Origin of the sequence: Cellulophaga sp. 3_MG-2023 (assembly GCF_030546975.1) — a bacterium.
GTDB lineage: Bacteria > Bacteroidota > Bacteroidia > Flavobacteriales > Flavobacteriaceae > Cellulophaga.
The window spans coordinates 573876-588735 of record NZ_JAUOPS010000001.1 but is presented as its reverse complement, the minus strand read 5'-3'; the positions used below and the strand labels follow the sequence as shown (position 1 = coordinate 588735).

Sequence of the window (14860 nt, the reverse complement as noted above, 5' to 3'; positions counted from 1 at the left end):
TGCTACAATTGGCTTAAATCTGAAAATATAAAAAGGTTTTGTTGCCACATACCTTTTTCATAACTACTTTACTTTAAAATCTCCGTTGCTTCTAATGTAAAGAACTGTTTCTTTATCTGTTGAAATTACTGAAGTCCCATTTTTTTCTGCTCCAAAATAAGAAGGAGCATCTAATTGGTTTACAGCTCCTTTTTTGGAGAACTGGTGTGTTAATCCTCCCGAAATAACAACAGCTCTAAAATTCGGACTCAAATTTTTAATTTTTCCTTTAAAGCCTGCTGGCAATCTTAAAAGTGTTGCTCGTAATTGGTTTTTTTTATGACTTCCCCATAAAAAGGCAGTTTCTACATTACTTTTTGAAGATACCCACTCTATATCGTTAGCATTTAGCCAAACCAAATTTGTTTTATCAACGTTTATAGGTCGTTCTCCATTGTCAAAAGCTTCTGAGGTTGGTTGTACTAAATACGGTCCTTCTTGTATATCTAAAAATGCCATATTTTCTTGTCCATCTGCAGCAGTTATATGCGCTTCACCTGCTGGTTGTTGCCAATAAGAGCCTGCTGGTAACCACTGTTTTTCTGCTTTTTCATCATCATTATGCAATAATCCTTTTATCACCACACCACGATAGGTAATATTATGAATATGAGGTGGCGAAGAAAATCCTTTGTTGAATTTTACTAAAAATCCTGCTGGTTCGTTTTTTGTTCTGTCTCCCCAAAGTTTCCCTGCAGCCGGACTTTTATCTCCTCGTAACGGATTTAACCAGCCCCATTCTACGCTGTCTGCAGTCACTACTTCATTTACAGATTTTGTAGTATCTGTTGTTGGTGTCTGTGCATTTGCGTAAAAGCCAGCAACTAATGCTAATACGATTAAGATATTCTTTTTCATTTTAAAAATTTTGAAATTGTACTAATCTTGTTTCTCTGTCTTTTTTAAATAATCTGGTAATTCTTTAGACAGCCAATCTTCACGTACAGGAACGTGCACATCTAAATCTACAGTTTGTTCTAAAGCCCAAAATTCGTGAGGAACATTTTCAGGAAAAACAATTACTTCTCCTGCTCCAACTTCAACAAATTCTTCTTTACCATCAATAATAGTTTTGATTTTAACTTTACCAGACATTATGTATGTTATCTGTTCGTTTGGGTGTTGGTGCCAAGGAATATGTGCATCTTTTTCTAAATTAAAAATCGTCATTTGTCCTTTTTGACCGTGAAACCACTTACGTTTAATTCCCTTGCCAATAGTTTCAGATTCCATTTCATCAAAATTGAAATGTTGCACTTTTGATGTTGCTACAGAATCTATTGTATTTACTTGAGCATTTGCTGTGTTGCTTGCAGATAATGCTATTACAGCAAGTAGTATTACTATATTTTTCATTTTAAATATTGATTAATTTAAAAATGTCAATTAAAGTGATATTTTTTGTTTTATTATTTTCACCTTAATTGACATCTTCATAGTATGCTATTGGGTTTAAAATCCTTCTAAAACAATTTTACCTTTTGCTTTACCAGTTTCTAAAAAAGCGTGTGCTTTTCTAAGGTTTTCAGCATTTATAGTTCCAAAATTTTCTCCTAAGGTTGTTCTAATAGTTCCGTTATCTATCAATTCTGAAACCTCGTTTAAAATGTTATGTTGCTCAATCATATCATCCGTTTGAAACATAGAGCGTGTAAACATTAACTCTATATGTGTAGATACTGCTTTGCCCTTAAAAGGCATTACATTCATTACTTTAGGATCATCAATAAATCCAAATTTACCTTGTGGTTTAATTAATTTTGCAATTTCGTCTACGTGCTGTTCCGTTGCATTTAAACTCACCACATATTCTGGAGCAGGCAAGTCGTATTTTTCAAACTCCTCGCTTAATTTATTTCTGTGATTAATAACCGTATCTGCACCTAACTCTTTTAACCAAGCCGTAGTTTCTTCACGAGAAGCGGTCCCAATAATATTCAATTTAGTCAGCTTTTTAGCTAATTGGACCAAAATAGAACCCACACCACCAGCAGCACCAATTACTAAAATAGATTTGTTGGCATCGTCTTTGGAAACCTGCAATCTATCAAACAACATTTCATAAGCAGTAAGCGTAGTTAATGGCAATGCAGCAGCTTCTGCAAACGATAAGCTTGAAGGTTTTTTACCCACAATACGCTCATCTACCACTTGATATTCTGCATTACTCCCTTGACGTGTTAAATCGCCTGCATACCAAACTTCATCACCCACTTTAAAGAGTGTAACATCTTCTCCAACAGCAGTAACAATTCCGGTTGCATCCCAACCAATTACGCTCCAATTATCATCTGGTGACGGTCTGTTGGCTCTAATTTTATAATCTACAGGATTTACAGAAATGGCTTTAACTTCTACTAAAATATCTCTACCTGTTGCTTTTGGCACCTCTAATGTGATGTCTTGAAGAGAATTTACATTGTCAATTGGTAAATTCTCTTTGTATCCTATTGCTTTCATCTAACTAAAAAGTTTTTGAAATTATATTAGCGTAAAAATTTCACTTTCGGCCAATCTAGATTTTGGAGTTTTTTCTGTAGAGTTAAAATCCGATTCTGCTCTATATCCTAAAGAAACAGCAACTAAAGATGTATATCCTTTTTCTCTTAACCCAAATTCTTCATCTAAAGCTTTTACATCAATACCTTCCATTGGTGTAGCGTCAATACCTAAACTAGCAACACCTAATAAAAAGCTACCAATGTTAAGGTATACTTGCTTTTCCATCCAGTGTTGTAAATCTTTTAAATCGTATTTATGAATTCCAGCAAACGCCTTTACAGCTCCTAAAAATCCGTTTTTAATATCTTCGTTAGGAAATCTTCCGTCTTTATCTTCTGTATCTGCAATGTGTTTATAGTAAGTATCATCTGCATCTGTTTTTACACAAAATAAAACTACTGCTGAAGCATTGGTTACTTTAGGTTCGTTAAAACTAAAAAAGCCTTGCGTCCCTTTTGCTATACGTGCTTTACCTTCTGTAGTTTCTGCAACTATAAAATGCCAAGGTTGTAAGTTTACACTAGAAGGACTCATCCTTAACAAGTTTTTAACTTCAGCCATATCTGCTTCAGATATTTTCTTGGTTGTGTCGTATTCCTTTGTAGTGTATCTCCAGTTTAAAATTTCTTGTAAATTCATTTGTATGTGTTTTATAAGTTGATTAATAATTACTTTGCAAAGGTATATACATACACCTATAATTTTACTGTATAAAAAAAGGTAATACAGGTATAAAAGGAGGTTTTAAAGAGGTTTTTTCTTAAAATTTCCCTAAAAAAGGTAAAAAAAGATGTTTTTTGACATTAAAATGTACATTAAGCAAATGTTAAACCTTTATTAATACAATGTTTGCTATTTAAGCAATCCACCTAAAAGTTAAATTTATTCTTGGATGAATCTGCTTTTTTGTTTTAGGAATTTTATGTTTCCAGTTGTTCTGCGTAGCACCTTGCATTAATAAAAGACTACCATTTACCAAAGGGATATCTACACGTTGCAGATCTTTACGGGATACGTGTTTTAGTTGAAATGGTCTGGTTTCTCCAAAAGTAACCGATGCAATTACCGTGTTTTTACGCTGATCTCCTTTATAATCTTGATGCCAATCTACACTATCTTTTCCATCTCTATAATAATTTAAAAGACAGCGTGAGAATTTAACGTCTACCTCCTGTTCTATTCGCTCTTTGATAAAAAGTAAATCGTCATTCCATAAATGCATTTTACTTTTGGTATTGGTGTATTTTACGTCTTTATTAATATCGCCATACCAAGCGGTTAACCTAGGATAATCTACCAGTTTACCGTGAATAATAATTTGATCTTGTTGCCACGGTGTGTTATTTAATAAACTCCTATATAGCTTATTACTTTCTTCTATACTGAAGAAATTTTCGAATAAAATAACATCTGCTCCTGGTAAATCATATATTGTTTTACGAACTTCTTCTGTTGAAAATAAATTGGTTTGATTAAATAAATCCATAAACTAATAAGCTTTACATTTTTTAAACCTACACAAATATACTTGCTTTGCTGCAAAATTATCTGTAATTACATTGGTAACTATTGTATAAATAAAGGTTAAATTGAAAAATTACTTGTTTAATAACCCTTATTTAATCTAAATTTGCTTCGTTATCATTTAAAAATCATTAAAATGCAAGTATTAGAAGCTTATAAACCTTTTGAAATACAAGAAATAGAATTAACAGATTGGAAACAACGTCCTGTTAAAAACAATTTTTTCGAATTAGTTTTAATTAAAAATGGTGACGGAACTCAATGTATAAACTACAATGACTATGAATACGAAAAAGGAAGCATCTTTTTATTACCTCCATTAAAATGCCATTCTTTTAATATAAACAAACCAACAACATTTGTCTTTTTAAAATTTACTGACTCTTTTTTCAAAAATGCCAATAGAATAACTATTGACAGAAACGAGTGGTTTAAAGAAGCTTCCTATATTTTATCTAACTATAACCAACTTCCTGGAGATATTATTAAAAATGAAGTTGACAGAAATTATTTAGAAAACCTAGTTGGTATGATTTTACAAGAATCTAGAAGCTATGGAGAAGAGTCTGTAAATCTAGTAACAAGCCTTATGACTAGTGTGTTAGAAATATTAATACGTAATATAAAAAGGAGTACTTATTTTGAAACCCCAAAAAATAATACGGATGACAGAATTACAAAAATGCTGACATATATAAACGAAAATATAGACAAAACACAATTGCTTAAAGTTGAAAATTTGGCAGATGTTTTTAGTATGTCTCCTACTTATGTTAGTGAGTTTTTTAAAAAACAAATAAGTATGTCTTTACGAGAATACATTATTAAAGCCAAGCTTAAACTAGTAGAAATTCGTTTATTAAACTCAGACTTTACACTTACACAAATTGCAGATGAATTAGGTTTTACAGATGTTAGCCATTTATCTAAAACCTTTAAACGCTATGCAGGTACTAGTATACGTGAGTTTAAAAACAATGGTGAATATATGTTGTTAAAAAGAGGTGCTTGTGCTTCTCCAACAGCATAGATTTTAACTTCTAATTTTTAAGATTTTTTTAATATGTCAGCATAATATGTTGGCATTTTTTTTGCTGATAATATTTTACAGCTTAAGTGTTTAAGCTTTTGATTTTTTGTTTAATTTAAAATTTTTGTAATTATGAGCAATTTAATTAATGTTCCTAAAAACGGAGGTTTAACAAGCACAAATTCACCTATTAACTTCCCAAATTGGTCTAGAGTTATAGACGATATGTTTAATGTAGATTTACCTACGGTATTTACATCAAACTTTAATACTGGTATTTCTTTGCCCAAAGTAAACATTAAAGAAACTCCAGACTCTTATTTAGTCTCAATGGCTGCCCCTGGTTTGAGCAAGTCTAATTTTCAGGTAGAAATAGACAATCATTCCTTATCTATTTCTGCAGAAATTAAAGAAGAAGAGCAAACCAATGAAGAACAATATACACGTAGAGAGTTTGGATATTCTTCTTTTAAAAGGACTTTTACGCTTCCGGAAACTGTTAATGACTCAAAAATAGAAGCTACATACGATATGGGTATTTTAAACATTAATTTACCAAAAAAGGAGGAGGCAAAACAAAAGCCAGCCAGAAAAATTAATATTTCCTAATTACTAATTTTAACAGGAAGCAACTAAAGCTTCCTGTTATTTTATAGAGTCTAATTAATTTATAAGGTTATGAAAAAGTATATATTAATATCATTTCTAATTTTACTTAACGTTAGCTGTAACGGACAAAATAGCAGCAATAAAATAAATACAGAAACTACTAAAAAGGTACCAGAAGGCAATTGGAAAGTTAATAAACAATATGATGACAAAGGAAACTTGGTGCAATATGACAGTGTTTACTCTTGGTCTTCTTCTAATAAGTATGATAATTTGTCTGATGTACAAAGAGACAGCATTATTAGCAATTATAAATCTAAGTTTTTCTCTAGCTTTAATACGTTTCCTAAGCAAATGAGAATAGATTCTTTGTTTATGGATGACTTTTTTAATGAAGATTTTTTTTCTAGTGATTTTGGAGAAGACTTTATGCAACTAGACAAGATTAGAGATAGAATGATGCAACAGCAGCAGCAGTTTTTTAATAAATATTCTTCTAAAAATAAACTTAAAGAAAATGAAAAAACTAAATTATAAATAAATAAAACCCAAAACATAATTAATGTTTTGGGTTTTAACTTATCAAAGAGAATTATTATTTAGATATAACAATTTTTTGCTTTGTAGATTCTCCGTTTTTCTTAGCTAATTCTAGTACATACATACCATTTTCTAAAGAAGAAACATTTAGTTTACCGTCAGCTATATCTTTTCTTAATACAACCAATCCTTGTAAATTATAAACCTTAGCTTGTACATAGTCTGTATTGCTAATATTTACAGTGTTTTTAGCAGGTATTGGAAAAACAGTAAGTTCCTCTTCTGCTATTTTTTCTGTAGAAATTAGTGCTCTTGCTGCAGTATTAGATTTAGCAAAAGTTAATCTATTTAAAGACCAATACTCATTTGCGCTAGCAGAAACATCTACCTTTAAAACTCCATTAGAAACAACTACGTTACGTAACACTGCATTTTTATACTCACCTGTTTTTGTAGATACCTTAACAGATTTATTACCACAATTAATAGCATTATTTTTATGAGGTCCTAAACGATCTCCAAAAGTTGCTGTAACATCATAAGTACCATTTTCTACAGTAAATTGTAACGTTCTAGTGTTACCTAAACCATATGCAAAATCTCTATTTAAATCATTTGTACCGTTAAAGCTGCCTCTATCTGCATAATTAACTCCGTTTTTAGTAGTCCAAATATCATCATTTAAACCATAAGAAACTCTAGTGTAATTAGGAAAAAGTGCAGAACTCTTAGAACCAAAATCAAAAGATCCTGAATTTAAAACACCAGAATTTACAGCACTATTAGAAGCTACAGGCTTATAAACTCTAATCCAATTTACAAGTAAATTATTATCTTCAAAGTTGTCTAATTCTTCATCTGTAGAAGACCTATTGGCCTCTGCTTGCCAACTCTGGTCTTCTACATTAATTATAATATCCATTTCTTTTGTAAACTTTCTTCCATTACGTAAATAATTAAAAGGATCTATAACACTAATATTAGACTTGTTTTTTGCATCGTTTAAGCTTGTAGCAATTTTCATTTTTTGATAGCCATTTACTCTATCTAATTCTCCATTAACACCTGTACTTGTTACGCCTGCCGGATAAGTATACTGCCAAGTACCGTCTGCCAATCTAGTTTGTACTGCAGTATCATCCAATACACGTACCATTTGTCCGTCTACATAATACTCCAACCTTGTAGGCGAAACCCAATTAACTCCAATTCTTACTACTCTACCACCCCATTGTGATACTCCATCTTTACTCCACCAGCTATTAACATCTGCAGGTTGGTAATCTTTAAAATTAGGAGGTCTAATAAATACATGGTGACTTAGGTGAATTTTATTTGAAAAGAAACTATTTCTATTATCATCTCCAGGTCCACCGTAACACTCAATTATATCTATTTCTTGTGTATCATCTGGACTAAGTAACCAAATGTCTGATGCTAAAGATGAGTTCATCACTTTAATACTTGCCTCTACAAAAACTGGGTATTTAACACGAGTTTTATTAGTGATACAACCAGCTCTAGTTTCTGGTCTAGATATTAAGCTACCAGTAGAACCTACAAATGATTTTGTTGCTCCAGGTATTCTAGAAGCCCAAATGTTTAGACTTCCTCCAGAAACAGCAACATGATCTTGCCTCCATACGGTTGGTCCTGGTCCTGGCCAATTATTAGGTTGACCACTTGCTTGATTATGAAATTTATTATACCATTTAGCATTATTAGTGGGACCAAAATCTGATACACTATTTGTTGGCATAAATTGATAATTAAAATCATCACTGGCATTTGTTTGTAATTTCCACTGTTTACCAGAACCCGCATTTGCAGGTATGGGTATGTTATCCCAGTCGTACTGACTGTGAACTAATAGAAATTGAAAAAATGCAAAAATCGATAGTAGGCTAATCTTCTTCATAAAAATGTAGTTTAAATATTAATTAAATTATTTCTCTGTTGAAAATTCATATCCTGGGGAAGACTAAATTTTTATTACACAGCTAAATTAAAATTTAACAAGATTAATATGACAAGTCTAGACTAGACTTATACTCAACATTTCATATTTTAGAAATAAATGCACACATACTACCATTCGGTTAAACGTTTAAAACATTGGGTATTTTCAATGTATAGATACTTCAAATAGATAATTAATAATAAATTACTTACAAATTAATTTAATAGTAAAACTATAGTTTGTCTATATTATAAAACAAAAAAGGTTGCCTATAGGGACATAGGACAACCTTTATTAAAAGCGGGGACTGCTTTATATTGTATATTTAAAATTAGTCTTTTATGGTAAGTTCACCATTTTCATCGGCTTCAAACTCAACCTCGTAAAAATTAGTTACTATGTTACGCCCTTCTATAGTTTCGTTATTAGGTTCTGTAACATGTATTTCAAAATCTGATGATACCTTGTTTGTTTTGCTATTAGCTTCAATGTAATATTTTCTAACTTGGTAGTTATCTATTTCCATTTCATCTTCAATAAGCACAACTCCTTTATTTATATTAGAAAACATTGCATCTACATCTATATCACTGATTTTTAGTTTACCCTGAGCGTTTTTTATATAAAAGTTTTTCTGAAATGTATCACTCAAAGCCTCTTCATCTTCTAAAGTAGCTTCTACATGGCTCGTTTTTGTAGCGTAACGTCTGCTATACAATTTGCCATCTTTTAAATACTTAATAGTTATGCTTCCTAAATCTGAGTTTAAATCTTCTTTAGAGTATAACTCAAATCTGTAAACTTCTAAATCTGCTCCAAAACTAGTTATTGCTAATTGTTTGGCTGCTTGTAAGCCTTCTAGTGTAGAAATCCTAATTGTATCTTTATCGCTACCACAAGAGGTTATTGCCAACATAATAAGGATAAACGTAATTTTTAAAGTATTTTTCATTTTTTTGTTTGATTGTTTCACACTTCAAAACTAGCCAAACAGTAGTAAAATCTTACATTAGAATGTAAAAATGAAGCTATCTAATATATATTTAAGTGTAGTTGATATATTTCCGTACTAAAAGTAAAAAAACAATATCTAAGAAATAAGTAGTAAAGTAGCTCCAAACAATGAGCCTATAATTAAGCCTGTAACAACTTCTTTAGGTGTATGCCTTTTTAGCACTAATCTAGACCATAAAACAAGTAAGGTAAAAACAATTAATGTAGAGCCTAACATTAAGTTTACATGAATAATAGCAAGTGCCAAATAAATATTAATGGACACGTGCATAGAAATTTTGATGAAAAAATTAATTCCAAAAGAAACTATTAACATTAAAGTAGCTAAAGAAAAGCTTGTACATATATAGCTTGGCTGGTTTGTATACAATAAAAAAGCCAATACAATTAACATTAATGGTATGGCAAATATATATAAGGATTTACGCTCTTTTTTATTAGAGACATCTAAATCTGTATACTTACCTCTTCTTTTACCTATATAAACCCAAGCTATTAAGACCAAAAAAAAGATCCCATAAATAAGAGTTAGCGTGTGGGAAAAAGTGTTTTTAGTATCGTTTAGATTAAAAATTAGAATTAAAAAAGGAAATAGCAATAAAGGATGTCCTAATATTGATAAAAATTGAGCTATTTTAATTTTCATTTAAACCATTTATTATCACAAATATAGTTTTATTTGTACAAATAGTTAATTAATTACTGCAAGTGTTTTTTTTTACTTTAGATGATAACAAACCATAAAAATATAGAACTGCAATATACTGGTTATATAAACACTCCTTTATTATGGGTAGATAAACTTGTTTATGGGCTACAACAGTTTAAAATTAATAATATAAAAACAGCTGTCTTTAGCGAGCAATTACCCGCCAATTTACGATTAGGCAAACGAGTAGAACGCTATGTTAGTGCAGAACTAAATCAATTAAAAAGCATTAATGTTTTAGCAGAAAACATACAAATACAAAACAATAAACTTACCATTGGAGAATTAGATTGTATTTTAACAAAGGATGATGTTCCACATCACGTAGAAATAATATTTAAATTTTATTTGTTTGATGCCTCTGTTGGAAACACAGAAATAGAACACTGGATTGGGCCAAACAGAAACGATATATTACTTAAAAAGCTAACCAAGTTAAAAGAAAAACAACTACCACTACTCTACAACACACATACAAAACCATTATTAAAAAGTTTAAATGTAGACGCAAATGCAATACAGCAATTTGTTTTTTTTAAAGCTCAGCTATTTATACCCTTTAATACTAACGTAGAATTTAAGGACTTAAATAAAGATTGCATTAAAGGATTTTATGTTAAGCATACAGCTTTATTACAGTTTAAAGATTGTAAATTTTATATTCCGTCTAAAACTAATTGGCTACAAGATGTACAAACCCAAGTAAACTGGCTTAAATATGATGAGTTTATTTTTGAAATAAATACCTTAATAACAGCTAAAAAGTCCCCTTTATGTTGGATTAAGTTCCCAAACGGAGAGTTACAAAAGTTTTTTGTGGTTTGGTGGTAGTTATAAAAATTAGCCAGTTACTTTATCTAAAATACTTTTTCTATACAACTTTCCTAAGGGTAGTTTACTATTGTTTTCTAGTATAACCTGATTACCGTCTATTAGTTTTAGTTTATTAAAATTGATAATAAATGATTTATGTACACGGATAAATGAATCAGGTAGTTTTTCTAAAAAACTTGACAGTGTTTGTGGTGTTAAAATCATCTTATCAGCAAATATTTTTATATAATTACCGTAAGCTTCAATATATAAAATATCATCAAAATTAACTTTAATAATTTTCTTATCACTCTTTACAAAAACAGAAGTTTGTACTTTATTTAAATTTACTGCTAAGTTGCTAGTTTCAGTCTTTGGTTGTTTATGTTGTACTTTTAATACGGCTTGTAAAAAACGTTCTAAAGAAAATGGCTTTAGCAAGTAATCTGTAACAGCAAGCTCAAAACCCTCTATAGCATACTCAGGATATGCAGTTGTAATAATAACACTAGGTTTTTGTTGTATTGTTTTTAATAAACTTAAACCTGAAAATTTAGGCATATTAATATCTAAAAATAATAAATCTACTTGCTTTTCATGTAAAACCTCCAAAGCCTCAAGAGCATTTTTACACGATGCTATAACTACTAAATTTGGTATAGTTTCTATATAATTTTCTAAAATTTGACGTGCAATTGGCTCATCATCAACAACAATACATTGTAATTCTTTCATATTAAAAATGCAACATTAGCACAACACTAAAAGTTTCTTCTTTATTATTTATGGTTAAGTTATGTTTTTCTGGATACATTAAAGCTAGTCTTTTCTTTGCATTTACAAGACCAATTCCATTTTTTTCTTTTTCTAAACTGTTATGATTTAATGAGGTAAAATCTTTAGTATTTTCACATTTAAAAAAAAGTTTATTTGATTCTACTTTTAATGATATAGATACTTTACTTTTTTTAGCATTTAAAACACCTAAATGTTTAAACGCATTTTCTACGAAAACAATAAAAAGCATTGGCGCTATTTTTATAGAAGATGTATTACCCGATTTTTCAAAATTAATAATAGTGGTCTCCTCTAACCTTATTTTTTCTAAAGAAATATAATTATCTAAATATTCAATCTCCTTTTCTAATGGTACTAATTTTTCCTTTGTTTCATATAAACTATAGCGTAACAAATCTGATAGTTTTAACATTAAGTCAGGTAATTTATTAGACTTAATTACAGATAAACCATATAAATTATTAAGTGTATTAAATAAAAAATGAGGGTTTAATTGTGCTTTCAGTAGTTTTAATTCGGCTTCCTTTTCTTGTTGTCTTCGTAAAAAACTATCTCTTGCAAATTTTAAAGATGAAGCAAAAACTAAAACCAAAACCATTATTCCAAAGAAATTAATAAACATTCCAATTTTAAAATCTTGATGTGTAGCCTCTTTAATTAATAAGACAGATATAATGGTGAAAAACACTGTGTTTAAAATAAAAAACAAGAAAAAAAGATGTTTTTTTTCTCTAAAATAAGGCAGAACCAATAAGTTATTTATATAAACAGAAGGTGCTATTAATAGTATAGTAAATATTGCAGAAATTATTACATTCTCTGTATTTATTGAAGTTAACAGAATGATAAAAAAGAAAAACCAAATAAAGAGGTTTTGCACAATTTTATTATCTATCCAAGAATCTAATTTTGACATTTATGTTATTTAATGAACTACTCAAAAATAGTACTTCATCTCTAAATTTCTCTTTTTTAATGACAAAAGTTAACTAACAGTATCTATACTGCTCCTTTTTAATGATAACCGTAGTTTTCTTGTCTTATCATATCAGATATACCGTTTGTCACTATTTATTTTTAATGGCAGTTTATTAGATGAATTTTGATGTATAAATTAAAATATATACATATGAAAACTTTACAAAAACTAACATTATTAATATTTATACTTATCCAAGTCATTGGAAATAGCCAAACAAAAGACATTAATATTTTTGCAGAAAAATATAATTCTATATTAAAAAAGCAAAACAAGGGAATTGCAATTTTAGTTAGAAAAAATAATAAAACAGAACATATAAGTCTTGGCAACTTTAACTTAACAGAACATAGCGTTTTTAATATAGGTAGTGCTACCAAAACCTTTACTGCTATTCTTATTTTACAAGAAATGGAGAAAGGAAATATTAAACTTACAGATAGTATTGGCAAATACCTTTCACCTATAAAAAATGTAGACCCTTCTTTAACTATTAAAAGTCTATTAACACACGAGAGCGGATTGGATGAAGTTATAGGAGAAAACATAGAAAAAATTTTCTATGCTAAAAAAGATTCACTTTATAACATAAATTTATTAAATGAGGTAGAAAAAAGTAACCCCAAACTTAAAGGTAAATTTAATTATTGCAATACTAATTATTTTCTTCTTGGAAAAATCATAGAAAAGGTAACAGATCAAAACTATTTTGATTTGCTAAGAGAACGCATTTTTATACCTATTAATATGAAAGAAACCTACCCGTATGTTCACAAAAACATTAACAATTTAGCAACTCCTTTCTATAAAAATAAAGACGTTACATCCTACATCGATTATAGATATTTTGCAAATATTGCATATGCAGCAGGTAGTATTGCTTCTACATTATCTGATATGGAAATATTTTATACCTCTCTCTTTGAAACCGAGAAACTATTACAAAAAGAAACATTAAAACTAATGTTAGAGTCTGGTAATAAAACTTACGGTTACGGCATATTTAAATTCAATTTTAATAATAAAAACTATTACGGTCACGGAGGAAATAATATAGGATACGCTTTTAGAAATGAATACAACCCAACAACTAAAAATTTGTATTTAATATTTTCTAACTCAAAAAGCATTACTTCTAAGAAAGCAATTACTAGCGATTTATTGGCTTATGTAAATGACAATTCAATATCTAACTTTAAAAAAATAGACTTAAAAAAATTTAAAAAATACACAGGAACTTATTTACTTAAAGAAGCTAATTTAACTTTAAAAATAATACAAGAAAATAATAAAATGTATCTAGTAGTTGATGCTCAAAAGGTTAAGAGTGAACTAATTCAAAAAAATGATAAAGCTCTTTATGATACTACTGTAGGGGTTATTTTAACTCAAATAGAAGGAGATAGTAATAGTCTAGAGTTTAATCAAAATGGGTTTAAAACTGTAATTAGTAAAATAAACTCTAAAAATTAATACTATGACACTAGAAATACAAAATGTATCTAAAAAATACAATAAAAACCAATATGGTGTAAAGGATTTTTCTATTAGTATAGAAAAAGGAATATTAGGCTTATTAGGTCCAAATGGGGCAGGAAAATCTACTTTATTAAAAATGATAGCTACAGTTAATAAACCAACTAAAGGCTGCATTATATTAAACAAAAACAATATTATTAAAGATGCTAATTATATGCGAAAACAATTGGGTTTTTTACCTCAGGATTTTGGTGTATACCCAAATTTAAATGCATACGAATTTTTAGAGTACATAGCAGCTATGAAAGGAGTTGGTGGAAATAATCTAAAATCTAGAATATCAAAATTACTAGAAGGTTTAAACTTAATTGATGCTGCTAAAAAACCAATAGGCAGCTATTCAGGAGGAATGAAACAAAGAGTTGGTATTGCACAGGCTTTACTTAACAATCCTAAAATTGTAATTTTTGATGAACCTACGGTTGGTTTAGACCCAGAAGAACGTGTACGCTTTAGAAATTTAATATCTGACTTAGCAAACGATTGTATAGTTATTTTATCTTCTCATATTGTTTCTGACATTGATACTATTGCAGATAAGGTTGCAATTATGAAAAAAGGCACTCTACTTTCTTACGGAACTCAAGAAAATATATTACAACACGTAACAAATAAAGTATTTGAGACAACTATTGATAAAGAGAGTTTAACAGCTTTTAAAGCTGATAAAATTATAGTTAGTGCATCAAGAAAAAATAACCAATTATTAGTACGCTATATAACAAATACACCTATTGAAAATTCTATAAAAAAAACAGCAAATTTAGAAGATGCTTATCTCTACTTAACCAAAACAAAATAAGG

Annotated in this window: 16 protein-coding genes; 6 read left to right on the top strand and 10 right to left on the bottom strand. The window is 29.3% G+C overall.

What is annotated here, in order from left to right:
• Window positions 1-63: 63 nt before the first annotated feature.
• The 5 genes from Q4487_RS02390 to Q4487_RS02370 all read right to left on the bottom strand — a co-directional run bounded on the left by Q4487_RS02390 (window position 64) and on the right by Q4487_RS02370 (window position 4027).
• Complete coding sequence (locus Q4487_RS02390) at window positions 64-897, bottom strand: DUF4437 domain-containing protein (protein WP_303544393.1); 834 nt, start codon at window positions 895-897, stop codon at window positions 64-66.
• A 21-nt stretch (window positions 898-918) separates the two neighbouring features.
• On the bottom strand, window positions 919-1395 hold the full coding sequence (locus Q4487_RS02385) for a cupin domain-containing protein (protein WP_303544390.1): 477 nt from the start codon (window positions 1393-1395) through the stop codon (window positions 919-921).
• A 96-nt stretch (window positions 1396-1491) separates the two neighbouring features.
• Window positions 1492-2499 carry a zinc-binding alcohol dehydrogenase family protein gene (locus Q4487_RS02380; RefSeq protein WP_303544387.1) on the bottom strand — a complete coding sequence of 336 codons (1008 nt, stop codon included), beginning with the start codon at window positions 2497-2499 and terminating at the stop codon, window positions 1492-1494.
• 21 nt (window positions 2500-2520) lie between these two features.
• On the bottom strand, window positions 2521-3180 hold the full coding sequence (gene nfsB, locus Q4487_RS02375; RefSeq protein ID WP_303544384.1) for an oxygen-insensitive NAD(P)H nitroreductase: 660 nt from the start codon (window positions 3178-3180) through the stop codon (window positions 2521-2523).
• 217 nt (window positions 3181-3397) lie between these two features.
• A complete protein-coding gene (locus tag Q4487_RS02370) occupies window positions 3398-4027 on the bottom strand; it encodes an alpha-ketoglutarate-dependent dioxygenase AlkB (protein WP_303544383.1) in 630 nt (209 codons plus the stop codon).
• Between the two features lie 174 nt (window positions 4028-4201).
• Here Q4487_RS02370 and Q4487_RS02365 point away from each other — a divergent pair, with 174 nt between their 5' ends.
• From Q4487_RS02365 to Q4487_RS02355, 3 genes are all read left to right on the top strand, one after another.
• On the top strand, window positions 4202-5095 hold the full coding sequence (locus tag Q4487_RS02365) for an AraC family transcriptional regulator (RefSeq protein ID WP_303544380.1): 894 nt from the start codon (window positions 4202-4204) through the stop codon (window positions 5093-5095).
• 132 nt (window positions 5096-5227) lie between these two features.
• Window positions 5228-5704: an Hsp20/alpha crystallin family protein gene (locus tag Q4487_RS02360; protein ID WP_100896017.1), complete on the top strand. Its 477-nt coding sequence runs from the start codon at window positions 5228-5230 to the stop codon at window positions 5702-5704.
• A gap of 69 nt (window positions 5705-5773) precedes the next feature.
• On the top strand, window positions 5774-6241 hold the full coding sequence (locus Q4487_RS02355; RefSeq protein ID WP_303544373.1) for a hypothetical protein: 468 nt from the start codon (window positions 5774-5776) through the stop codon (window positions 6239-6241).
• A gap of 58 nt (window positions 6242-6299) precedes the next feature.
• On the opposite strand, the gene Q4487_RS02350 is transcribed toward Q4487_RS02355, so the two are convergent.
• The 3 genes from Q4487_RS02350 to Q4487_RS02340 all read right to left on the bottom strand — a co-directional run bounded on the left by Q4487_RS02350 (window position 6300) and on the right by Q4487_RS02340 (window position 9864).
• Window positions 6300-8162: a T9SS type A sorting domain-containing protein gene (locus Q4487_RS02350; protein ID WP_303544370.1), complete on the bottom strand. Its 1863-nt coding sequence runs from the start codon at window positions 8160-8162 to the stop codon at window positions 6300-6302.
• Between the two features lie 373 nt (window positions 8163-8535).
• Window positions 8536-9156, bottom strand: coding sequence for a hypothetical protein (locus Q4487_RS02345; protein WP_303544368.1), 621 nt, complete (start codon window positions 9154-9156; stop codon window positions 8536-8538).
• A gap of 138 nt (window positions 9157-9294) precedes the next feature.
• A complete protein-coding gene (locus tag Q4487_RS02340; protein ID WP_100896021.1) occupies window positions 9295-9864 on the bottom strand; it encodes a phosphatase PAP2 family protein in 570 nt (189 codons plus the stop codon).
• A gap of 81 nt (window positions 9865-9945) precedes the next feature.
• Here Q4487_RS02340 and Q4487_RS02335 point away from each other — a divergent pair, with 81 nt between their 5' ends.
• On the top strand, window positions 9946-10758 hold the full coding sequence (locus Q4487_RS02335; RefSeq protein WP_303544365.1) for a DUF1853 family protein: 813 nt from the start codon (window positions 9946-9948) through the stop codon (window positions 10756-10758).
• Between the two features lie 9 nt (window positions 10759-10767).
• Here Q4487_RS02335 and Q4487_RS02330 read toward each other — a convergent pair whose 3' ends face one another.
• Entirely contained in the window at window positions 10768-11475 is a 708-nt protein-coding gene (locus tag Q4487_RS02330; RefSeq protein ID WP_303544363.1) for a LytTR family DNA-binding domain-containing protein, read from the bottom strand.
• 1 nt (window position 11476) lies between these two features.
• The gene (locus tag Q4487_RS02325) at window positions 11477-12454 is read right to left on the bottom strand and encodes a sensor histidine kinase (RefSeq protein WP_100896024.1); all 978 of its coding nucleotides are present in this window, start codon (window positions 12452-12454) and stop codon (window positions 11477-11479) included.
• A gap of 213 nt (window positions 12455-12667) precedes the next feature.
• Between Q4487_RS02325 and Q4487_RS02320 the strand changes: the two genes are divergently transcribed.
• Together Q4487_RS02320 and Q4487_RS02315 are read left to right on the top strand one after the other, a co-directional pair.
• Window positions 12668-13990: a serine hydrolase gene (locus tag Q4487_RS02320; protein WP_303544358.1), complete on the top strand. Its 1323-nt coding sequence runs from the start codon at window positions 12668-12670 to the stop codon at window positions 13988-13990.
• Window positions 13991-13994: 4 nt separating this feature from the next.
• On the top strand, window positions 13995-14858 hold the full coding sequence (locus Q4487_RS02315) for an ABC transporter ATP-binding protein (protein ID WP_303544355.1): 864 nt from the start codon (window positions 13995-13997) through the stop codon (window positions 14856-14858).
• Window positions 14859-14860: the final 2 nt, after the last annotated feature.